The organism is Streptomyces sp. LUP30 (genome assembly GCF_001746365.1).
Classification (GTDB): domain Bacteria; phylum Actinomycetota; class Actinomycetes; order Streptomycetales; family Streptomycetaceae; genus Streptomyces.
In genome coordinates this window covers 116,996-138,269 of record NZ_MJAJ01000013.1, presented here as the reverse complement: position 1 = coordinate 138,269, position 21,274 = coordinate 116,996, and the positions used below count along the sequence as shown (strand labels likewise).

General features: G+C 69.8%; 17 protein-coding genes and 1 tRNA gene. 6 read left to right on the top strand and 12 right to left on the bottom strand.

The window, feature by feature from the left end:
• Positions 1-85 precede the first annotated feature (85 nt).
• Positions 86-1,753, top strand: coding sequence for a serine/threonine-protein kinase (locus BG482_RS13945; protein ID WP_069769319.1), 1,668 nt, complete (start codon positions 86-88; stop codon positions 1,751-1,753).
• On the opposite strand, the gene BG482_RS13940 is transcribed toward BG482_RS13945, so the two are convergent.
• Together BG482_RS13940 and BG482_RS40915 are read right to left on the bottom strand one after the other, a co-directional pair.
• The gene (locus BG482_RS13940) at positions 1,717-3,201 is read right to left on the bottom strand and encodes a hypothetical protein (RefSeq protein WP_256096352.1); all 1,485 of its coding nucleotides are present in this window, start codon (positions 3,199-3,201) and stop codon (positions 1,717-1,719) included. The two genes, BG482_RS13945 and BG482_RS13940, sit on opposite strands and share 37 nt — an antisense overlap.
• A gap of 263 nt (positions 3,202-3,464) precedes the next feature.
• On the bottom strand, positions 3,465-3,593 hold the full coding sequence (locus BG482_RS40915; protein ID WP_003999697.1) for a DLW-39 family protein: 129 nt from the start codon (positions 3,591-3,593) through the stop codon (positions 3,465-3,467).
• Positions 3,594-3,941: 348 nt separating this feature from the next.
• Here BG482_RS40915 and BG482_RS13935 point away from each other — a divergent pair, with 348 nt between their 5' ends.
• The gene (locus tag BG482_RS13935) at positions 3,942-4,322 is read left to right on the top strand and encodes a DUF6344 domain-containing protein (RefSeq protein ID WP_069769317.1); all 381 of its coding nucleotides are present in this window, start codon (positions 3,942-3,944) and stop codon (positions 4,320-4,322) included.
• A gap of 310 nt (positions 4,323-4,632) precedes the next feature.
• On the opposite strand, the gene BG482_RS13930 is transcribed toward BG482_RS13935, so the two are convergent.
• The 10 genes from BG482_RS13930 to dnaA form a co-directional block, all read right to left on the bottom strand.
• Complete coding sequence (locus tag BG482_RS13930; RefSeq protein WP_069769316.1) at positions 4,633-5,307, bottom strand: LAETG motif-containing sortase-dependent surface protein; 675 nt, start codon at positions 5,305-5,307, stop codon at positions 4,633-4,635.
• A gap of 292 nt (positions 5,308-5,599) precedes the next feature.
• A tRNA-Ile gene (locus BG482_RS13925) sits at positions 5,600-5,673 on the bottom strand.
• A gap of 123 nt (positions 5,674-5,796) precedes the next feature.
• Positions 5,797-6,591: a DUF3566 domain-containing protein gene (locus BG482_RS13920; RefSeq protein ID WP_069769315.1), complete on the bottom strand. Its 795-nt coding sequence runs from the start codon at positions 6,589-6,591 to the stop codon at positions 5,797-5,799.
• Positions 6,592-6,609: 18 nt separating this feature from the next.
• Entirely contained in the window at positions 6,610-9,204 is a 2,595-nt protein-coding gene (gyrA, locus tag BG482_RS13915) for a DNA gyrase subunit A (RefSeq protein WP_069769314.1), read from the bottom strand.
• Between the two features lie 42 nt (positions 9,205-9,246).
• A complete protein-coding gene (gyrB, locus tag BG482_RS13910) occupies positions 9,247-11,334 on the bottom strand; it encodes a DNA topoisomerase (ATP-hydrolyzing) subunit B (protein ID WP_069769313.1) in 2,088 nt (695 codons plus the stop codon).
• 374 nt (positions 11,335-11,708) lie between these two features.
• Entirely contained in the window at positions 11,709-12,245 is a 537-nt protein-coding gene (locus BG482_RS13905) for a DUF721 domain-containing protein (RefSeq protein ID WP_069769312.1), read from the bottom strand.
• Complete coding sequence (gene recF, locus BG482_RS13900) at positions 12,242-13,363, bottom strand: DNA replication/repair protein RecF (protein WP_069769311.1); 1,122 nt, start codon at positions 13,361-13,363, stop codon at positions 12,242-12,244. The genes BG482_RS13905 and recF overlap by 4 nt, the downstream gene beginning before the upstream one ends.
• 52 nt (positions 13,364-13,415) lie before the next feature.
• Entirely contained in the window at positions 13,416-14,291 is an 876-nt protein-coding gene (gnd, locus tag BG482_RS13895; RefSeq protein WP_069769310.1) for a phosphogluconate dehydrogenase (NAD(+)-dependent, decarboxylating), read from the bottom strand.
• Positions 14,292-14,493: 202 nt separating this feature from the next.
• The gene (dnaN, locus tag BG482_RS13890) at positions 14,494-15,624 is read right to left on the bottom strand and encodes a DNA polymerase III subunit beta (RefSeq protein ID WP_069769309.1); all 1,131 of its coding nucleotides are present in this window, start codon (positions 15,622-15,624) and stop codon (positions 14,494-14,496) included.
• A 1,105-nt stretch (positions 15,625-16,729) separates the two neighbouring features.
• Positions 16,730-18,709 carry a chromosomal replication initiator protein DnaA gene (gene dnaA / locus BG482_RS13885; protein WP_079141791.1) on the bottom strand — a complete coding sequence of 660 codons (1,980 nt, stop codon included), beginning with the start codon at positions 18,707-18,709 and terminating at the stop codon, positions 16,730-16,732.
• A gap of 377 nt (positions 18,710-19,086) precedes the next feature.
• On the opposite strand from dnaA, the gene rpmH reads away from it, so the two are divergent.
• From rpmH to yidC, 4 genes are read left to right on the top strand one after another with little or no spacing between them, the layout of a single operon-like run.
• Positions 19,087-19,224 carry a 50S ribosomal protein L34 gene (rpmH, locus tag BG482_RS13880; RefSeq protein ID WP_018846094.1) on the top strand — a complete coding sequence of 46 codons (138 nt, stop codon included), beginning with the start codon at positions 19,087-19,089 and terminating at the stop codon, positions 19,222-19,224.
• A 21-nt stretch (positions 19,225-19,245) separates the two neighbouring features.
• Complete coding sequence (gene rnpA, locus BG482_RS40900; protein WP_078615780.1) at positions 19,246-19,617, top strand: ribonuclease P protein component; 372 nt, start codon at positions 19,246-19,248, stop codon at positions 19,615-19,617.
• On the top strand, positions 19,614-19,967 hold the full coding sequence (gene yidD, locus BG482_RS13870; RefSeq protein WP_069769306.1) for a membrane protein insertion efficiency factor YidD: 354 nt from the start codon (positions 19,614-19,616) through the stop codon (positions 19,965-19,967). The genes rnpA and yidD overlap by 4 nt, the downstream gene beginning before the upstream one ends.
• A 3-nt stretch (positions 19,968-19,970) precedes the next feature.
• On the top strand, positions 19,971-21,254 hold the full coding sequence (gene yidC, locus BG482_RS13865; protein WP_069769305.1) for a membrane protein insertase YidC: 1,284 nt from the start codon (positions 19,971-19,973) through the stop codon (positions 21,252-21,254).
• The last annotated feature ends 20 nt before the right edge of the window (positions 21,255-21,274 follow it).

Below are 21,274 nucleotides of genomic sequence, written 5' to 3'. Positions count from 1 at the left end.
GGGGGACCAGGGGGAGACGCGGGTCAGGGGGAAGCGGGGGCCAGGGGGACCGAGGGGGACCGAGGGGGAGGAGCGACGCACTGTCATGGGTGAGGTCTTCGCCGCACGGTACGAACTGGCCGACCCGATCGGCCGGGGAGGGGTCGGCGCGGTCTGGCGAGCCTGGGACCACCGCCGACGGCGCTATGTGGCCGCCAAGGTGCTTCAGCAGAGCGACGCGCATGCGCTGTTGCGTTTCGTGCGTGAGCAGGCGCTGCGGATCGACCATCCCCATGTGCTCGCCCCCGCCAGCTGGGCCGCCGACGACGACAAGGTCCTGTTCACGATGGACCTGGTCGCGGGGGGCTCGCTGGTCCACCTGGTCAACGACTACGGGCCGCTGCCACCGGTGTTCGTGTGCAGTCTGCTCGACCAGTTGCTCGCCGGGCTCACGGCGGTTCACGCGGAAGGCGTCGTGCACCGTGACATCAAACCGGCCAACATCCTGTTGGAGGCCACCGGCACGGGGCGGCCGCGCCTGCGGCTCTCGGACTTCGGCATCGCGATGCGGCTGGGCGAGCCGCGTCTGACCGACACCAACCTCGTGGTGGGAACGCCCGGTTACCTCGCGCCCGAGCAGATGCTGGGCGCCGATCCGGACTTCGCCGCCGACCTGTTCGCCGTCGGCCTGGTGGCGCTGTATCTGCTGGAAGGCGCCAAGCCGGACGCCAAGGCGCTCGTGCAGTACTTCACGGAACACGGGACGCCGAGCGCCCCCAAGACCGTTCCGGAGCCTCTCTGGCAGGTCGTGGCCACGCTGCTGCAACCGGATCCGCAGGCACGTTTCCGCTCGGCCACGGGCGCGCGCAAGGCGCTCGCCGCTGCCGTCGAGCTGCTGCCAGAGCCGGGCCCGGACGACGAGATCATCGAGATCTTCGACCAACTCGGGCCTCTCCCGCCGGGGTTCGGTCCGGAAGGTCCCTCGGCCTCCGCGCGGGACGCCGCTTCCTCGCCCACTCGATCCGGCATCACCGGTGGCGCGGTCGCCGACACGGCCCGTCCGGACGCCGGATCTCTGCCCTTGCGGCCGGAAACGACTGCCCCCGGGTCGGCCCCCGCGGGCAGCGGTGCCCGTCCCTCCGGTGCGGCGTGGCCCGGCCCCGGCGCTCGGGTCGGATCCGGCCCGGGCACCGGCCCCGGTTCCGGCTCGGCGTGGCCCGGCACCGACTCCGTGCCGGTGGACCCACGGCGGGCGCGGCATCCCTCCATGTCGGACACCGGAAGCTTCCACCTGCCGCCGCCGCAGTCGACCGGAACCTCCTCCCCCACGCCGGCGCACCCGCCGACGCGGCCCGCCGCTCCCCGTCCGCCCGGGTACGCACCGCCACCCGCGTCTCTGCCGACCCCACCGCCCCATGCTCCCCTGGGCTCCCCCGCCCCCTACGGGCCGGAGCCGACGTTCGCGCTGCCCGCTCGCGGCGGCCGCGCCCCGGACTCCTCCACCGCCTCGTACACCGCGCAGGACCCGGGAAGCCCCCAGTCCTTCCAGCCCTCCCCAGCCCCTCAGTCCCTCCAGATCTCTCAAGCCCCACAGGTCTCGCAGGTCTCTCCGGATTCCCAGGTCTCGCAGGTCTCGCAGCACGGCGGACGTCGACGAGGGCACCGCGCGGTCCGCCGTGGGCGTCCGGGCCCGCCCGCCAAGGTCGCGGTGCCGATGCTGCTCCTCGCGCTGGCCTGCTACGCCGTGGGGTTCTGGGCGTTGGCGCGCATCTGAGCCGTGGCTCTGCGCCGAGCGGTCAGCGTCCAGGCGCCGAGCACGGCGAGCAGCACGCTTCCGGCGCCGATGCCACCGACGGCGACGGCTTTCATCGCGGGGTCGCCGTCCGACGCGCCGCGGCCTCCTGAGGCGTCACCGCTGGTCAGGCCCGGCCCCGCCGAGAGCTCGGGGTCGCGCGGGCCGACGTCGAAGAACCCGCGGGGCGCCGACCGCCCCGCGTAGCCCGGCGCGGCCTGTACGCTCCCGCCGACCCGCACGCGCAGGGTCAGCCCGTAGGGGCCCGCTCCGAAGCGTTCGCCGACCTGTGCGGCGAGGTGCACCACGAGGTAGTAGGAGCCCGCGAACCGCAGGGCTTTCGTCGCGCTCGCGGACGCGTACCGGTTGACGTACCTGACCGGTGGTACGGGCTGCAGTGCCGCCGACTTCTGTCGGCCTCCGTAGCCCACGCTCGCGTCTTTGACCTCGGCGCGCACCGGGTTGTAGAGCGTCATGTCCAGGGCGTCGACCACATACCCGGAGTCCTTGTCCGCGCTGCCCAGGTCGACGGAGGCGGACACCTGACGGCCCCAGTCGACGGGGACCTTGTAGAAGAGGGTCTGCCCGGGGACGATCTCGTCGCGCCAGACGCCCTGGTCCACGGCCGTCGCCTTGGCGAAGCCGGCGCCGCCCCGGACGGCCACCGGTGTGCCGGTGGGCGGGGTGGGGGTGGCGGAGTCCCACTCCTCGGGCACGCTCGTGGCGACCGCCTTCGTGAGCGCAGGCTCGGAGACGGGCGCGATCTCCAGTTCCCACGGCTCCTCACCGGCACCGGCACGAGTTCCAGAACCTGCTCCAGCATCGGTTCCGGCGTTCGTTCCGGCTCCCGTTCCGGCGCTCGCCCCGGCTCTGGTCCTGGTGCGTTCGACGATGACGTAGTACGTCCCGGCCCCGTGGCACGCTCCCCTGCCCTGCAGAAGCTCGCGCGCGCCCCACGCGGTGATCGGCTGCGGGCTCTTGGACGCCCCGACGATCGCCGAGTCGCGGGAGCAGGGAGTGCTGTCGGCGTCCTGCACGGAGACGCTGATCCCGTCGCCGACGGTGAGTTTCGATCCCGCGCGCGGGATGGCCGTCACGGCGACGTAGACGTTCGAGACGTCATCGAGTTCGAGCCGGAAGTAGGCCTTGGCGACCTCTCCCTCCGTCTCGCCCCCCTGTCCTTGTCCCTGTCCCTGTCCCTGTCCCTGGTTGTCGTCCGGGCTCTGGCCCTCGCTTGCGGTCGGGGAGGGAAGGGAGAGGGAACTCCGGTAGGTCGCGCCGGGTTCCAGCCCGGCGGCCCCGGTGGTGCCCGTGGCGGCCTGGACGGTGCGGACGTCGTCGGAGAAGGCGTACGACGTCACGTCGTCCGGCGCGGCCACGGCGGCCGGTCCTGGCAGTGCCGCCGACGACGCGCAGAGCGCCGCGCCCACGGCCGTGATCCGTACGGCGGCGCGCCACCCGGCAACCCCACGCCGTCCGCCACGCCGCCCCGCACGCCGGCCCATCGACCCCGCCCCCTCGCCTTCGACCGAACGTGGGCCATCCTGCCCCGCCCGCGTCCATGGCACCCGTGCATTGCGTACGAGCGTCCGAAAAGCCCGCGTCTAACCCCGCTGGGACGCTTGTGCAACACGGAACACAAAACCCCGACCGCTACGGCGGCCGGGGTCTGCTCAGTCTTCGGTATCGATACTCACGAACCCGTGGGCACGGAGTCAGTCGCCTCCGTCCACAGATCCTGCTCGGCGCGATCCGCCTGGATCTGGCGGTACACGAGGAGCCCGCCGATAGCGGCCAGTGCGACCAGGAGAAGCTTCTTCACCGCGCGACCTCGTCTTTCCTTGACGTTGGGGACCTCTGGCGCCCGACTATACACACCGACCGATACCGATCGGTGACCTGCGTCCCGCCCCCAACTCCCGCCTTCGGCAGCGCAGTAGGAGCGGACGGCGGCGCTCCGATCGGAGGGTGATCACACCTTGACAGAGGGTGATTTTCGACCGGCATCACCGCTAAAGCACCTTCTTCTGCCGTTTTCAGCCCTCTTGCGGCCATCCGGGTGGTGTTCATCAGAACAACGCCACGCCGCGAGCGTCGGTCCACCACTTCGCGGCGTCCATACACATCATGAGGAAAGTACGCAAATCGCCCAACCCGAAAGTGAGGGGCCATGACCGAGAACCGGGTCATGAAGCTGTGGACCGCCGTCGTCACCGCCGTTCTGGCGCTGTGCACGGCGCTCGGACTGATCACGACGACCGCCGCCACGGCGACGGCGCAGACCGAGCCGGCACGCACCGAGCCGGCGCACACCGGTGAGAGCGCGATCACCGCACACACGCCGGACTGGCCGACGGCCTCGTCGCCGGGGCTCTGGTCCCAGGCCCGCTCTCTTCCCCCCACGATGAAGCAGCGCATCCGCGCCGAGGCCCACGGCAAGTCCCCCAGCTGCCGCCACCGCGGCCTGCCCGACACGGAACAGGCCGAGCAGAACGCCGCCTCCTGCGAGCCGGCCGAGCTCGCCGAACCGGCGGTCCCCCTCCAGCGCTGAGTCCCTGCGCCCGCCCGACCCTGATGCAGACGTAACGGCGAACTTGCGTACAGCCCGCACGGACAGGCCCGGCAGCTCCCCCCAGGAGCCCCCGGGCCTTCGCCACGTCCCCCACCCGGCCCACCCGGTGCCCCGCCCACCGACGACCGGGGCGATGGCGGAAACCCATGCCGTGGAGATCAGCAGCGCGCTGAACTCCTGAGAAGCGACGGCTCATCGGACGAAGGGCCCCCGGACCGATGGTCCGGGGGCCCCGAGGAGTACGGGTCCCGCGTGCGGGACGGGGCCGCCGGCCGTCGGCGGTCGGCGGTCAGTGCCGTGCGGCTGCCGTACGGCGTCGCACCGCGACCAGCACGCCTGCACCGGCCGTGATCACCACGGCGGCCGATCCGACGATGAGAGGGGTGTCGCCGCCGCCTCCGGTCTCGGCGAGCCCCTGGTCCGCGGCCGGCGAGGACGCGGATGCCGAGGGGACCGGGGACGTCGAGGTCGCGGGCGCGGCGGCCGAAGGAGCGGGAGTCGCGGTGGCGTTCGGAGAGGCCGAGGGGGACGGTCCGGTCGGGGCGTTGGACGGGTGGGAGGCGGTGGCCACGCAGGGGGTGTCCGGGGAGATCGGCAGGTTCGTCAACAGCTCTTCGTGGACGTCGCCCGCCGTCACGTAGATGTTCCATTGGTAGCCCTGCAGCCACGGCACCAGGACGGTCGTGCTCACGCCGGCCGCGGTGGGGTGCTCGATGCGCCCGGTGCCGACGGTCTCGCCATCGCTGCCGACCGCCATCCGTATCCGCACGGTGATGTCCGCGGGCGTGCCGGAGGGGTCCTTGTCCGTGACCGTGACGGCGGCCCGGGCCTCGCCCGTGCTGGTGTCGCAGGTCGCCTTCGCGGTGAAGTCGCTGATGCTGGACGCGTGGGCGCTTCCGGAGGCCAGGAGCACGGCAGCTGTCGCGGTCACAGCGGCAGCGGTGACGGCACGCTTGAATGTCACGGGTCCCTCCCCAGGGAACGTTCTGCGAAGGGTGCCCGGATCAGGGCCCCGTTCGCCGCGGGCGTAGACCCGCGGAAGGCTTCGAGGGGCCGGAAGCCCGGTCGGAGCGGCTCATCATCGCACCCTGGCGATCTGTCACCGCACCTGCCCCGGCTGCGAGAGACGTGCCCGCCGGCTCCACCCGCCCGCTCACTGGCCGGAGCACCGTCCCTGGCTCCCGTCCCGTCCACCGTCGGCCTCGCCGGGGATGTCAAAAACCCCCGGACCGATGGTCCGGGGGTCTTCTCGCATGTGGGGCTAACAGGATTTGAACCTGTGGCCTCATCCTTATCAGGGATGCGCTCTAACCAACTGAGCTATAGCCCCGCCGCGCTGTGCGGTGTGTGTCCCGCGCGCTGACTCCTGAAGATTAGCGCACGACCTGGGCAGTCCCAAAATCGATAGTCGCGGGGCTCTCGGTGCGGGTGCGCGGCCGCTGGAACGGCCAGGTCACTCGTCCTCGGCCAGCGTCAGTTCGACGCCGCCCACGAAGCCCGCGGAGAGGTTGTAGATGAACGCGCCGAGGGTCGCCAGGGCCGTCGCGAGGACGACGTCGATGACCGCGATGATCGCCGTGAACATCAGGACGTGGGGGAGCGACAGGAACGACTGGAGGTCGAAGCCGTTCGACTCGTTGGAACCGGTCGCCTCCGAGATCGTGCCGCCGACCGACGAGAAGACGCCCATCGCGTCCATGACCATCCACAGCACGGCGGCCGCGACGATCGTGCAGATGCCCAGGGCGATGGAGAGCAGGAAGCTGACCTTCATGACCGACCACGGGTCGGCCTTGGCCACGCGCAGCCGCGCCTTGCGGACGCGGGGCGCGGTGCGGGCGCCGGTCCGGGGCCGTCGTACCGCGCCGGCCGTGGCCGGGGCCGCCTGCGGCGGGTAGGCCTGCGGCGGGTGGTAGGGCCCGGTGGGCTGCTGCGGCTGCCGCTCACCGGGGAGCGGCGACGCCTCGGGCTGCTTGGCCTGTGAGCCTCGGGTGTCCGTCACGGTTCCCCCCTGGGATCCCTTCGAGCCTTGTGTGTCGGTCGAGGGCGAGGGGGAGGAGGGCGAGCCGGCCACGGGCGCCTTGATGGCCTTCAGCTGGGTCGTGTGGGTGTCCGCCGCACGACCCTCGGCGCCCCCCGCGCCCCGCGCGTCGGTCGTACGCGCGTCCCCCTCAGGCGCGGCGGAGCCACGGCCGCCGCCGCTCTTGTCCGTACCGGCAGACGTACCGGCGCCCGTGGCTCCGCTCACGATGACTCACTCCTCGTGCTACTCGGCCGAGGGCGCCTCGCCCTCGTCCGTGCCGGCGGTCGTGACGCCGTCGGCGGTCTCGTCGACGGCAACGTCGCCGTCGACCTCCTCCGCCTCGCGCCCCGCCTCGGCGTTACGTGCGATGCCGACGACGGCATCGCGCTTGCCCAGGTTGATCAGTTGGACGCCCATGGTGTCACGGCCCGTCTCCCTGATCTCGTTGACTCGCGTACGAATCACACCGCCGCCCAGCGTGATGGCGAGGATCTCGTCGGTCTCCTCGACCACCAGCGCGCCGACGAGAGAACCACGGTCCTCGACGATCTTGGCGGCCTTGATGCCGAGGCCGCCGCGACCCTGGACGCGGTACTCGTCGACGGCGGTGCGCTTCGCGTACCCGCCGTCTGTGGCAGTGAACACGAACGTACCGGGTCGAACAACATTCATCGAGAGCAGCTGGTCTCCCTCGCGGAAGCTCATGCCCTTGACGCCCGAGGTCGCACGGCCCATGGGCCGCAGGCTTTCGTCCGTGGCGGTGAACCTGATCGACTGTGCCTTCTTGCTGATCAGAAGCAGATCGTCGTCGGCCGACACGAGTTCGGCGCCGATCAGTTCGTCGTCGGAACCGTCCTCCGTCTCACGGAGGTTGATCGCGATGACGCCACCGGAACGCGGCGAATCGTAATCCTTCAGAGGCGTCTTCTTGACCAGTCCGCCCTTGGTGGCCAGGACCAGGTACGGCGCCACCTCGTAGGTGCGGATCGCGAGGATCTCGGCGATCGCCTCGTCCGGCTGGAAGGCCAGCAGGTTCGCGACGTGCTGGCCGCGCGCGTCCCGCCCGGCGTCGGGCAGCTCGTACGCCTTGGCCCGGTAGACGCGGCCCTTGTTGGTGAAGAACAGCAGCCAGTGGTGCGTGGTGGAGACGAAGAAGTGGTCGACGATGTCGTCTTCCTTCAGCTTCGCGCCGCGCACACCCTTGCCGCCCCGCTTCTGGGCGCGGTAGTCGTCCGTTTTTGTGCGCTTGACGTAGCCCCCGCGCGTGACGGTGACGACGATGTCCTCCTCGGCGATGAGGTCCTCGATGGACATGTCACCGTCATAGGGCACCAGCATCGTCTTGCGGTCGTCGCCGTACTTCTCGACGATCGCGGCCAGCTCCTCGCTCACGATGCCGCGCTGGCGCACCGGGGACGCGAGGATCGCGTTGTACTCGGTGATCTTCGCCTGGAGCTCGTCGTGCTCCTGGATGATCTTCTGGCGCTCCAGGGCGGCCAGTCGGCGCAGCTGCATCTCGAGGATGGCGTTGGCCTGGATCTCGTCGATCTCCAGGAGCTCCATCAGGCCCGTGCGCGCGATGTCGACGGTGTCGCTGCGCCGGATCAGCGCGATGACGTCGTCGATCGCGTCCAGGGCCTTCAGCAGGCCGCGCAGGATGTGCGCCCGCTCCTCGGCCTTGCGCAGCCGGAAGCGCGTACGGCGGACGATGACCTCGATCTGGTGCGTCACCCAGTGGCGGATGAACGCGTCGAGGGACAGGGTGCGCGGAACGCCGTCGACGAGCGCCAGCATGTTGGCGCCGAAGTTCGTCTGCAGGTCCGTGTGCTTGTACAGGTTGTTCAGGACGACCTTGGCGACCGCGTCCCTCTTGAGCACGATGACCAGGCGCTGGCCCGTGCGCGACGACGTCTCGTCGCGGACGTCCGCGATGCCGCCGACCTTGCCGTCCTTCACCAGGTCGGCGATCTTCTGGGCGAGGTTGTCCGGGTTGACCTGGTAGGGCAGTTCGGTGACCACCAGGCACTGGCGGTTCTGGATCTCCTCGACCGCGACGACGGCCCGCATGGTGATCGAGCCGCGGCCCGTGCGGTACGCCTCCTCGATGCCCTTGCGGCCCACGACGAGCGCGCCGGTCGGGAAGTCGGGGCCCTTGATGCGCTCCATCAGCGCGTCCAGGAGCTCCTCGTGCGAGGCTTCCGGGTTCTCCAGGTACCACTGGGCGCCGGACGCGACCTCGCGCAGGTTGTGCGAGGGGATGTTGGTCGCCATGCCGACCGCGATGCCGGCCGAGCCGTTGATCAGCAGGTTCGGGAAACGGGCCGGCAGGACGGTCGGCTCCTTGGAGCGGCCGTCGTAGTTGTCCGTGAAGTCGACGGTCTCCTCGTCGATGTCACGGACCATCTCCATCGACAGCGGCGCCATCTTGCACTCGGTGTACCGCATGGCCGCCGCCGGGTCGTTGCCCGGCGAGCCGAAGTTGCCGTTGGAGTCCACGAGCGGCATGCGCATCGACCACGGCTGGGCAAGGCGCACCAGGGCGTCGTAGATCGAACTGTCGCCGTGCGGGTGGTAGTTGCCCATGACGTCGCCGACGACGCGGGCGCACTTGTAGAAGCCGCGCTCGGGTCGGTAGCCGCCGTCGTACATCGCGTACAGCACCCGGCGGTGGACGGGCTTGAGGCCGTCGCGGACGTCCGGCAGCGCGCGGGAGACGATGACGGACATCGCGTAGTCGAGGTACGAGCGCTGCATCTCCGTCTCGAGCCCGACGGGCTCGATGCGCATGGCGATGTCGCCGCCCTCTTCAGGGGTGACGGGAGTGTTCTCGTCGGTCATTGCTGGTGGGGATCCTTCCTGGTGCGGTCAGCTGAGACCGACTCAGATGTCGAGGAAGCGGACGTCCTTGGCGTTGCGCTGGATGAAGGCGCGGCGCGCCTCGACGTCCTCGCCCATGAGGACCGAGAACAGGTCGTCGGCCTGGGCGGCGTCGTCGAGGGTGACCTGGCCGAGGACGCGGTGCTCCTGGTCCATCGTGGTGATGCGCAGTTCCTCGGCGTTCATCTCGCCGAGGCCCTTGAAGCGCTGGATCGAGTCCTCGCGCACCCGCTTGCCGCGCTGGCGGCCCATCTCGATGAGCGCGTCGCGCTCGCGGTCGGAGTACGCGTACTCGATGTCGTCCCGGCCCCACTTGATCTTGTAGAGCGGCGGACGGGAGAGGTACACGTGCCCGGCCTCGACCAGCGGCCGCATGAAGCGGAACAGGAAGGTCAGCAGCAGGGTGCTGATGTGCTGACCGTCGACGTCGGCGTCCGCCATCAGGATGATCTTGTGATAGCGCAGCTTCTCGATGTCGAAGTCCTCGTGCACGCCCGTGCCGAAGGCGGAGATCAGCGCCTGGATCTCCTGGTTCTGCAGGATCTTGTCGATCCGCGCCTTCTCGACGTTGAGGATCTTGCCCCGGATCGGGAGGATCGCCTGGTACTGCGGGTTGCGGCCGGACTTGGCCGAACCGCCGGCGGAGTCGCCCTCGACGATGAAGATCTCGCACTTGGTGGGGTCGTTCGACTGGCAGTCGGAGAGCTTGCCCGGCAGCGACGCCGACTCCAGCAGACCCTTGCGGCGCGTCAGGTCCCGCGCCTTGCGGGCCGCCACGCGCGCGGTGGCCGCCTGGATGCCCTTGCGGACGATGTCCGCGGCCTCGACCGGGTTGCGGTCCAGCCAGTCGTTGAGGTGCTCGTAGACGGCCTTCTGGACGAAGGTCTTGGCCTCCGTGTTGCCCAGCTTGGTCTTCGTCTGGCCCTCGAACTGCGGCTCGCTCAGCTTCACCGAGATGATCGCCGTCAGACCCTCGCGGATGTCGTCGCCCGTGAGGTTGTCGTCCTTCTCGCGCAGCAGCTTCTTGTCGCGCGCGTACTTGTTGACCAGGTTGGTCAGCGCCGCACGGAAGCCCTCCTCGTGCGTGCCGCCCTCATGCGTGTGGATGATGTTGGCGAAGGAGTACACGCCCTCGCTGTAACCGCTGTTCCACTGCATGGCGACCTCGAGGGACAGGCTCTTGTCCTTGTCCTCCGCCTCCAGGTCGATGACCGTCGGGTGCACCGCTTCGCCCTTGCGGGAGTTGAGGTACTTCACGAAGTCGACGATGCCGCCCTCGTAGTGGTACGTGACGGTCTTGACCTCGTCCTTCTCGTCCGCACCCGCCTCGTCCGCCCCGGCGGTGGCCTTCGCCGACTCGCGCTCGTCGGTCAGCTTGATCGTCAGGCCCTTGTTGAGGAAGGCCATCTCCTGGAAGCGCCGCGACAGCGTCTCGAAGGAGTACTCGGTCGTCTCGAAGATGTCGGCGTCGGCCCAGAAGGTGACCGCCGTGCCGGTGTCCTCGATGGCCTCGTGCTTGGCCAGCGGCGCCGTGGGGACGCCCATCTTGTAGTCCTGCGTCCAGCGGTGGCCGTCGGTCCTCACCTCGACGGCGACCTTGCTCGACAGGGCGTTGACGACGGAGACGCCGACGCCGTGCAGACCGCCGGAGACCGCGTAGCCGCCGCCGCCGAACTTGCCGCCCGCGTGCAGCACGGTCAGCACGACCTCGAGGGCCGGCTTGCCCTCGGAGGCGACGATGCCCACCGGGATGCCGCGGCCGTTGTCGGTGACCCGTACGCCGCCGTCGGCCAGGATCGTCACGTCGATGGTGTCCGCGTGTCCGGCCAGCGCCTCGTCGACCGAGTTGTCGACGACCTCGTACACGAGGTGGTGCAGACCGCGCTCACCGGTCGAACCGATGTACATACCGGGTCGCTTGCGGACGGCGTCCAGGCCCTCGAGGACGGTAATGGCGCTGGCGTCGTACGAGGCGGTGACCTCGTGGCCCGACGAGGCAGGTGCCTCGCTCTTCGCGCCGGCGTCGGTGGACGGGATGTTCTCGTTGGGGTTGCCGGAATCGGCCACGAAGCGCCCTTTCTGGCACAGCACCAGCCAGGCTCGTCGGCGGGTTGCCGGAGCGGCTGCGGCATGTTGCGTTGGTAAGCCTTGATCAGCGTTGCTCAGCTTTTCCCGGGCGGTCCCCACGTTCGGGGCGGGATTAGCTTCCAGTCTACCGGTAGCACTGACACTGATGGGGGTTTGCCGGTACCTGAGTCCGCATGTGCCGCCCTCAACCGGTCTCTTCCGGGTCCCGATATGCGGAAGGGGGCTCCAAGAGGCTCACGGAGGCACTCAGCGCTTCCGGGTGTCAACCCTTGGCTACTTGGGAGTCAGGTCCCGATTCGCACTCGCACGCGGGCGCGCGAAAAGAAGGCCGGGCCGTCCCGACGGGACCGCCCGGCCGCACGAAGACGTGATGCACGTCACCCGTAGGTATCGCCGGGACCGGTGCTTCCAGGGGCCCTCAGGGGGCCGTAGCGACGCTGGGGACCACCGGGGCCGAGGACCTTGATCACCCGGACCGTGCCATGGCCCAGATCCTCGTTGAGCCGCGCCACGAGCGTCGGCGCGAGCAGCCGCAGGTTCGTCGCCCACGCCGTGGAGTCGCAGCGCACGATCAGCGCCCGCTCCTCCTCGTCGTACCTCTCCGGCACACAGTGCTTGGCCACGTCCTCGCCGACGATCTGCGGCCACCGGCCCATCACACCGCCCACCGCGGCCGGCGCCTCCCAGCCCCGTTCGGTGAGCAGCCGGTTGATCGCGGCGCCCAGCGCCAGGGGGTCGCGGCCGTCCGCGCCCGCGCCGGAGCGCAGGCCGCCCCCGCGCCGGGCCTGCTTCTTCTGCTGCGCCGCGTCCCCACGCGCGCGTGCCTGCTCCCGCGCCGCCCTGAGCGCCACGCGCGCGAGATCGACGCCGGACGGCTCCGGCGCCCGCTTCGCAGCGGGCTCGTCGCCGCTCATACGCGCTCCACCGCCCCTTCGGACACGGCATAGCGCGCCCCCGCGAGCACACCCGGCACGTCGTCCTCGACCGCCGCGGTCACCAGCACCTGCTCGCCGGGCGCCACCAGCTCCGCCAGCCGCTCCCGGCGACGGGCGTCCAGCTCGGCGAAGACGTCGTCCAGGACCAGCACCGGCTCGTTGCCCTCCGCCCGCAGCAGGTCGTACGAGGCCAGCCGCAGCGCCAGGGCGTACGACCAGGACTCCCCGTGCGAGGCGTACCCCTTGGCGGGCAGTTGACCCAGCTTGAGCGTCAGGTCGTCCCGGTGCGGCCCCACGAGCGTCACACCCCGCTCGATCTCCTGCTTGCGCGCCTCCGCGAGCGCCGCCGTCAACTGCGCGTAGAGGTCCTCGCGCGTGTGCGCCTCGCCCGGCGCGGACGGCTTGTACTCCAGGGCCACGGGACCGCCCCCCGGCGCGAGCTGCTCGTACGCCTTGTCGGCGAGCGGCTGGATCGCGGCCACCAGGTCGAGCCGCTGGGCGAGCAACTCCGCGCCCACGCGCGCGAGATGCTGGTCCCACACGTCCAGCGTGGACAGATCCATGGAACGGCCGCCGTGCCGGCGGGCCAGCGCCGCCGACTTGAGCAGGGTGTTGCGCTGCTTGAGCACCCGTTCGTAGTCCGAGCGGACCCCCGCCATCCGCGGGGAGCGCGCGGTGATCAGCTCGTCGAGGAACCGGCGCCGCTCACCCGGGTCGCCCTTGACCAACGCGAGGTCCTCGGGCGCGAACAGCACCGTCCGTACGATGCCCAGCACGTCACGTGGCTTGACCTGCGAAGAGCGGTTGATACGAGCCCGGTTGGCCCGGCCCGGGTTCAGTTCCAGCTCGATCAGCTGCTGCCGCTCGCCCTGTCTGACCTGCGCCCGCACGATCGCGCGGTCGGCGCCCAGCCGCACCAGGGGCGCGTCCGAGGCGACCCGGTGGCTGCCGAGGGTGGCGAGATAGCCCACGGCCTCGACGAGGTTGGTCTTGCCCTGCCCGTTGGGTCCCACGAAAGCGGTGACGCCCGGGTCGAGCGGCACTTCGACCCGGGCGTACGAGCGGAAGTCGGCCAGCGACAGATGCGTGACGTGCATGGTCGTGTCCCGACCTCCCCCAGGGTTGTGGATCGCGGGGCGACCCTGTGGATTACTTCTTCTCGACCGCGTGGCCGCCGAACTGGTTGCGCAGCGCCGCGATCATCTTCATCTGCGGTGAGTCGTCCTGACGGGAGGCGAACCGGGCGAACAGCGAGGCCGTGATCGCGGGCAGCGGCACGGCGTTGTCGATGGCGGCCTCCACGGTCCACCGGCCCTCGCCGGAGTCCTGGGCGAAGCCGCGCAGCCTGTCCAGGTGTTCGTCCTCGTCGAGGGCGTTGACGGCCAGGTCCAGCAGCCAGGAACGGATGACCGTGCCCTCCTGCCAGGAGCGGAAGACCTCGCGCACGTCCGTGACCGAGTCGACCTTCTCCAGCAGCTCCCAGCCCTCGGCGTAGGCCTGCATCATGGCGTACTCGATGCCGTTGTGGACCATCTTGGCGAAGTGGCCGGCGCCGACCTTGCCGGCGTGCACCGCGCCGAAGTCGCCCTCGGGCTTGAGCGCGTCGAAGACCGGCTGCACCGTGGCGACGTGCTCCGCCTCGCCGCCGTACATCAGCGCGTAGCCGTTCTCCAGGCCCCAGACGCCGCCGGAGACGCCGCAGTCGACGAAGCCGATGCCCTTGGCGGCGAGCTCCTCGGCGTGCTTCTCGTCGTCCGTCCAGCGGGAGTTGCCGCCGTCGACGACGACGTCGCCCGGCTCCAGCAGCTCGGCGAGTTCGTCGACGGTCGACTGGGTGGCGGCGCCGGCCGGGACCATCACCCAGACCACGCGCGGGCCCTTGAGCTTGCCCACGAGCTCTTCGAGGCTGTGGACGTCGGCGAGGTCCGGGTTGCGGTCGTATCCGACGACGGTGTGGCCGGCGCGGCGGATCCGCTCGCGCATGTTGCCGCCCATCTTGCCGAGGCCGACGAGACCGAGCTCCATCAGTTGTTCCTTAGGTCGCTGTGTGGCGTGTGGGGCACCTCGTGCCCACGTCCGAGCCTAAACCCGGACCGTCACGCACACCTGTGGGCATACGCGCTCAGACGTACTGCCCATCCCGCCGCTCACCTGCGGCTTCGTCCACAGACCGGGGGCCCCTCGGGCACAGCCTGTGGACGACCTCCGACGCCGACGCAGGAGCCGGTCAGCCGCTGAGCCGCACCGGCATGATCAGGTACTTGTAGGCGTCGTCCGCCTCCGCGTCCAGGGCCGGCTTGCCGCTGAGCAGCGCGGGCTTGGTGGACGTCGTGAACGACAGCTGGGCGACGGGAGAGTCGATGGCGCTCAGGCCGTCCAGCAGGAAGGTCGGGTTGAAGGCGATCGAGATGTCGTCGCCCTCCAGCTGCGCGTCGACCCTCTCCACAGCCTGTGCGTCGTCACTGGAGCCGGCCTCCAGGATGAGCACGCCCTGCTCGAAGCTGAGCCGCACCGGGGTGTTGCGCTCGGCGACCAGGGCCACGCGCTTGACGGCTTCCACGAAGGGGGCCGTCTCGATCACGGCGACGGAGTTGAACTCGGTCGGGAACAGCGTGCGGTACTTCGGGAGGTCGCCCTCCAGGAGGCGGGTCGTGGTACGCCGGCCCGCGCCCTCGAAGCCGATCAGGCCCTCGCCCGAGCCACCGCCGGACAGCGCCAGGATGACGCTGTCGCCGCTCGTGAGCGCCTTGGCGGTGTCCAGGAGCGTCTTGGCGGGCACCAGGGCGACCGCGGAGGCCTCCGGGTTCTCCGGCTTCCACAGGAACTCGCGGACCGCGAAGCGGTAGCGGTCGGTGGAGGCCAGCGTGACGGTGTCGCCCTCGATCTCGATGCGCACACCGGTGAGCACGGGGAGCGTGTCGTCACGGCCGGCGGCGATGGCGACCTGGGCGGCCGCGGAGGCGAAGACGTCACCGGGGACCGTGCCCGTCGCGTTCGGCATCTGCGGCAGCGACGGGTACTCCTCCACGGGCAGGGTGTGGAGGGTGAAGCGCGAGGAGCCGCAGACCACCGTCGCCCGTACACCGTCTGTGGAGATCTCCACCGGGCGGTTGGGCAGGGCGCGGCAGATGTCCGCGAGCAGGCGGCCCGAGACGAGGACGGTGCCCTCCTCCTCGACCTCGGTCTCCACGGAGACGCGCGCGGAGACCTCGTAGTCGAAACTCGACAGGCTCAGCTGGCCGTCCTCGGCCTTCAGCAGTAGGCCGGCGAGGACCGGCGCCGGCGGACGGGCCGGGAGGCTGCGCGCCGCCCAGGCCACGGCCTCCGCGAGTACGTCGCGTTCCACCCGGATCTTCACTCTTGCCGCCTCCTGCTGTTGCCGGCGCTTCTCGCCCTGCCTGGCCTTCGTCGTCTGTCTCGGTGTGGTCGGCCCCGGTGAGGGGAAGGACCATCGGGGACCAGTCTGACGCACCGCACTGTCAGTCGGTGCCCCTCGGGGTCAAGTCGTGACGAGGGGCAGCCGGACGCCGAACAGCGAGTTGTGCACAGGACCCACTTCGAAACGGATTCCTCGCTCTCTCTAGTTGTCAGTAGTAGTAGGGCCTGTGGATACCGTGGATAACCCCGTTTTCCCAGCTCAGGGGCGATATTTTATCCACCGACCCTGTGGGTGGAGCCGGTGGATAACCAGGCCCTTCTGTGGAGAACGGAAAGTTCTGCACACTCCGTGCACAGGGAGGGGCGACTTGTCCCCAGCGTCGTCCCCAGGTTTCGTCGTCTTTCCCACAGGCCACCTCGGCAACTTCGTGTGACGCCTTTCACTCGACGCGGTGAGGAGGCGCGTCGCGTTGCCGAACAGTGGACAGACATGTGGAGAAGCCGGGGATCGCTGGGGACAACGGGCTCCAGCCTGTGGGTTGCCGGTGGACAACTCCGTGCACAGCCTGTGGATCATTTCTTCGTCCACAGGCTGTGGAAAACCTTTGTCCACGAATCCACAGCCGGTTGACCTGCCTCGATCGTCCCGCACCGCAGACGCCTGTGGACACAGTCTGGACAACTTCGCAGTCCCCAGGGTGTGGACGGGAAAAAGTCACCGAATCTGTGGAGGGCGGCCGTAACCCGGCCTGTTAATCGAACACCGGGTGAGCTGCGAGCGACCCCTGTACGACCGCCGCGCGGCCCGCATCGGGCCCGTACGAGCCCCGAGGACCCCCTGCGGCGGGCCCCGCCGGCCCTCCGCAGGCCCTCCACCGGTCTCCCGTCGGCCCTCTACCGGTCTCCCCTCGGCCCTCCCGTCGGGGTTCTTCCACCGGCCCCTTGCCTCGGCCTCGTGGGCCGTGGTGGCCCGTGGCGGGCCTGCCGCCGGCGGGCGTGGAAACGACGGAGGGCGTCCCCGGAACACCTCCGGGGACGCCCTCTCCGGCGCCGGGACGCTGCGGGCCGCGCTCTGCGGCGCGCCGTCAGCCGTTCTTGATGCGGTTGGTCAGCTCGGTCACCTGGTTGTAGATGGAGCGCCGCTCGGCCATCAGATTGCGGATCTTGCGGTCCGCGTGCATGACCGTCGTGTGGTCACGGCCGCCGAACAGCGCGCCGATCTTCGGCAGCGACAGGTCCGTCAGCTCACGGCACAGGTACATGGCGATCTGCCGGGCCGTGACCAGCTGGCGGCCACGCGAGCTGCCGCACAGGTCCTCGATGGTGAGGCCGAAGTAGTCGGCGGTCGCGCTCATGATGGCCGTCGAGGTGATCTCCGGCGTGGAGTCGTCGCCGCCGGGGATCAGGTCCTTCAGGACGATCTCCGTCAGGCCCAGGTCCACGGGCTGCCGGTTGAGCGACGCGAACGCCGTCACCCGGATCAGCGCGCCCTCCAGCTCACGGATGTTGCGCGAGATCCGCGAGGCGATGAACTCCAGCACCTCCGGCGGGGCGTTGAGCTGCTCCTGCACCGCCTTCTTGCGCAGGATCGCGATCCGCGTCTCCAGCTCCGGCGGCTGGACGTCGGTGATCAGGCCCCACTCGAAACGGTTCCGCAGCCGGTCCTCCAGGGTGACCAGCTGCTTCGGCGGCCGGTCGCTGGACAGCACGATCTGCTTGTTGGCGTTGTGCAGCGTGTTGAAGGTGTGGAAGAACTCCTCCTGCGTCGACTCCTTGTCCGCGAGGAACTGGATGTCGTCCACGAGGAGGATGTCCATCTCGCGGTACCGCTTGCGGAAGCTGTCGCCCTTGCCGTCGCGGATGGAGTTGATGAACTCGTTGGTGAACTCCTCCGAGCTCACGTAGCGCACCCGCGTGCCCGGGTAGAGGCTTCGCGCGTAGTGCCCGATGGCGTGCAGCAGGTGCGTCTTGCCGAGGCCCGACTCCCCGTAGATGAAAAGGGGGTTGTAGGCCTTCGCGGGTGCTTCGGCGACGGCCACGGCGGCCGCGTGCGCGAACCGGTTGGAGGCGCCGATGACGAACGTGTCGAACAGGTACTTCGGGTTCAGGCGCGCGGTCGGCTCACCCGGTCCGGGCGTCGGCGAGGACTGGCCGGCGGACGGTCCGGGCCCGCCCATGCCGGACTGCCCCGGTCCGCCCTGGCCACCCGGACCCCCGCGGTGCGGATGGCCGGGCCCGGACGAGGCGTCGGACAAGTCCCGGCGGCCGGAGTCGCGCTGGTCGTAGTCGGAGCGGGGCTTGTCGTACTCCGGGCGCTTCTGCTCGTACGGCGACGGGTCGTAGGGCGGCCGCTCCGCCGACTGCGGGCGGTAGTCCTGCGACGGCGAGGCGTACGGGTCCTGGGCGGCGGGGCCGCCATAGGAGTCCTGCGAGGACGGCGACGCGTAGGGGTCGCGTTCCGGGAAGCCGAGCCGCTGCTGCTGCCAGCTGTACTCGTCCTGCTGGGGCCGCGGCCAGGCGCCGGGCTCCGGGCGCTGGTACTCCGAGGGGTACGTGGGGCGCGCGGTGGGCAGTTGGTCCGGGCGCGAGCCGGGGAGCTGGTCGCCCGGCGTCGGGGGCAGCTGGTCGGCGCGGTGCCGGCCGTAGCCCTCGTACTGGCTTTCGTACGGGGCGTCGTACCGTCCGTCCTGCCCTTCGTAGGGGCCGGCGGGGAGCTCGGGCTCCTCGTAGCGCGGCTGCTGGCGGGCGGGGTTCGACATGGACGTCGGGGCCGGGGACTGGGGCTCGCCCGCCGAGTCGTCGACGGTGATCGCGATGCGGATCGGGCGTCCGCACTCGCGGCTCAGCGTCTCGCTGACGATCGGGGCGAGACGTCCTTCGAGGACGTTCTTCGCGAATTCGTTGGGGACGGCGAGCAGGGCGGTGTCGGCCACCAGCGCGAGCGGCTGGCAGCGCCGGATCCAGTGCTCGTCCTTCACCTCGACGCCCTGGCTACGGCCCTCACCGAGGAGCTGTTCCAGTACTCGTGGCCACACTGCGGCAAGATCGGCAGGCACGTCAGCCACAGGGCACGCTCTCTCGTGGGTCCCACGTTCGTGTGGTGGTGGGACGGTCGGGATTCATATCGGGCGGGGGCAGGGACAAAGGAACGAATCGGAGTTCAGCCACGGTAGTCAGGGCGGCGGGTACGGTTCAAGTTGTTGTCCCCAGCCTGTGGACAGTGTCTCCCTGTGACCGCCGGTTTGACCGGATGGCGCAGCCGCGCGTACCGTAACCAGGTCGAGTTGTCGATGGCTGCTGCCGCCTGCCTCCGATGGGCACAGATCGCGTCAGGTGATCGGGAAGCGGTGCACTCGGGCGTTGACCGCGAGCTACCTCGTGGGCGCACGGTGACAGCCAGGACGGCACCCCGCCACCACCGATTGATTTCTGGAGCCCCCGAGTGAGCAAGCGCACCTTCCAGCCGAACAACCGTCGTCGCGCCAAGACCCACGGCTTCCGCCTGCGGATGCGCACCCGCGCCGGCCGCGCGATTCTTGCGAACCGCCGCAGCAAGGGTCGCGCCAACCTGTCCGCCTGAGCCTGATCAGGTCATGACGTCGTGCTGCCTACCGAGCATCGGCTGAGGCGGCGCGAGGACTTCGCGACCGCGGTACGACGGGGTCGTCGGGCCGGACGCCCGACTCTCGTCGTCCACCTTCGAAGCGGTGCCACGGACCCGCACGCGCCTGGGGAGAGCGCTCCCCCGACGCGTGCGGGTTTCGTCGTCAGCAAGGCTGTGGGCGGCGCGGTCGTGCGCAACAAGGTGAAGCGCAGACTGCGTCACCTGATGCGCGATCGAGTCACCCTCTTCCCCCCCGGTAGCCTGGTAGTCGTACGGGCGCTGCCCGGGGCGGGCGACGCCGACCACGCACAGCTGGCCCAAGACCTGGACGCCGCCCTTCAACGGCTACTGGGAGGGGGCGCGCGATGAAGTACCCGCTGCTGGCTCTCATCAAGCTCTACCAGTGGACGATCAGTCCGCTGCTCGGGCCGGTCTGCAAGTACTACCCGTCGTGCTCCCACTACGGGTACACGGCCATCGACCGGCACGGCGCGGTCAAGGGAACGGCACTCACCGCCTGGCGCATCCTGCGGTGCAATCCGTGGTCGCTGGGGGGCGTGGACCATGTCCCGCCGCGCAAGCGCCCGCGGTGGCACGAAATGCTGCGTGACGCCTGGCGTGCACGCAAGGGCGGGACCTCCGCCGCCGAAACGGCCACCGACGAGGACCTCTCTTCGAGCCCGGCCGCAGAGACACCGTCCCATGCCCAAGGAGCATGATTAGTGGACACGATTGCCAGCCTCTTCAGCTTCATCACGACACCTGTCTCCTGGGTCATCGTCCAGTTCCACAAGGTGTACGGGTCGATCTTCGGCCCTGACACCGGGTGGGCCTGGGGCCTGTCGATCGTGTCCCTGGTGATCCTGATCCGTATCTGCCTGATCCCGCTCTTCGTGAAGCAGATCAAGTCGACCCGGGCCATGCAGACGCTGCAGCCCGAGATGAAGAAGATCCAGGAGCGCTACAAGAACGACAAACAGCGCCAGTCCGAAGAGATGATGAAGCTGTACAAGGAGACGGGTACCAACCCGCTCTCCTCGTGCCTTCCCATCCTGGCGCAGTCCCCGTTCTTCTTCGCTCTGTACCACGTGCTCAACGGCATCGCGACGGGCGACAAGATCGGCGTCATCAACGAGCAGCTGCTGGAGAGCGCGCGTAAGGCGCACATCTTCGGCGCTCCGCTGGCGGCGAAGTTCACCGACGGCTCGGCGAAGGTGGAGGCGCTGGGCGCCTCGCTGACGGACGTCCGTGTGGTCACCGCGATCATGATCGTCCTGATGTCGGCCTCGCAGTTCTTCACGCAGCGCCAGCTGATGACGAAGAACGTCGACACCTCCGTCAAGACGCCGTTCATGCAGCAGCAGAAGATGCTGATGTACGTCTTCCCGGTCATGTTCGCGGTCTTCGGCATCAACTTCCCGGTGGGTGTCCTCGTCTACTGGCTGACCACCAACGTGTGGACCATGGGCCAGCAGATGTACGTGATCCGCAACAACCCGACGCCGGGTTCCAAGGCTCAGGCCGCCTACCTGGAGCGTCTGCACAAGCACGTCACGCACCACGGCGGGACGCGTCGGCGCAGCGAGAAGGCGATCGTCAAGGCCATCGTGGCCAAGGGCCGTGACCGCAACGAGGCCGAGCGCAAGTTCATCAACGCCCTGAGCAAGGCCGGCTTCGTGGCCCAGGCCGACGGTGTCGTGGCCAAGGGCGAGGCTCAGGCCGAGACCCATGCCGAGGACGGAACGCCGACGAGCGCGGCCGCCGCGAAGCGCCAGCAGCCCAAGCGGCAGTCGAAGTCCCAGCGCCAGTCGGCGACGCCGAAGGCGGCCGGTGAGGCCACCTCGCTGATCAAGTCCGAGGACCCGGAGGACGACAAGCCCTCCGGATCCGGTGACGCCGCCAGGACCCAGCCTGCCGCCAAGCCCGGTTCCGCGGGCCGCAGCAAGGCGCAGTCCGGGCAGCGCAAGGGCGGCCCGCAGCGTCCCAAGTCACCGTCCAAGAAGTAGCCGTCCAAGAAGTAGAAGGA

What these genes read in the sequence shown, in the direction of transcription:
- BG482_RS13945 (WP_069769319.1), top strand. Translation starts at nt 86, where the DNA reads ATGGGTGAGGTCTTCGCCGCACGGTACGAACTGGCCGACCCGATCGGC.
- BG482_RS13935 (WP_069769317.1), top strand. Translation starts at nt 3,942, where the DNA reads ATGACCGAGAACCGGGTCATGAAGCTGTGGACCGCCGTCGTCACCGCC.
- gyrA (WP_069769314.1), bottom strand. Translation starts at nt 9,204, where the DNA reads ATGACCGACGAGAACACTCCCGTCACCCCTGAAGAGGGCGGCGACATC.
- BG482_RS13905 (WP_069769312.1), bottom strand. Translation starts at nt 12,245, where the DNA reads ATGAGCGGCGACGAGCCCGCTGCGAAGCGGGCGCCGGAGCCGTCCGGC.
- recF (WP_069769311.1), bottom strand. Translation starts at nt 13,363, where the DNA reads ATGCACGTCACGCATCTGTCGCTGGCCGACTTCCGCTCGTACGCCCGG.
- gnd (WP_069769310.1), bottom strand. Translation starts at nt 14,291, where the DNA reads ATGGAGCTCGGTCTCGTCGGCCTCGGCAAGATGGGCGGCAACATGCGC.
- yidD (WP_069769306.1), top strand. Translation starts at nt 19,614, where the DNA reads ATGAAGTACCCGCTGCTGGCTCTCATCAAGCTCTACCAGTGGACGATC.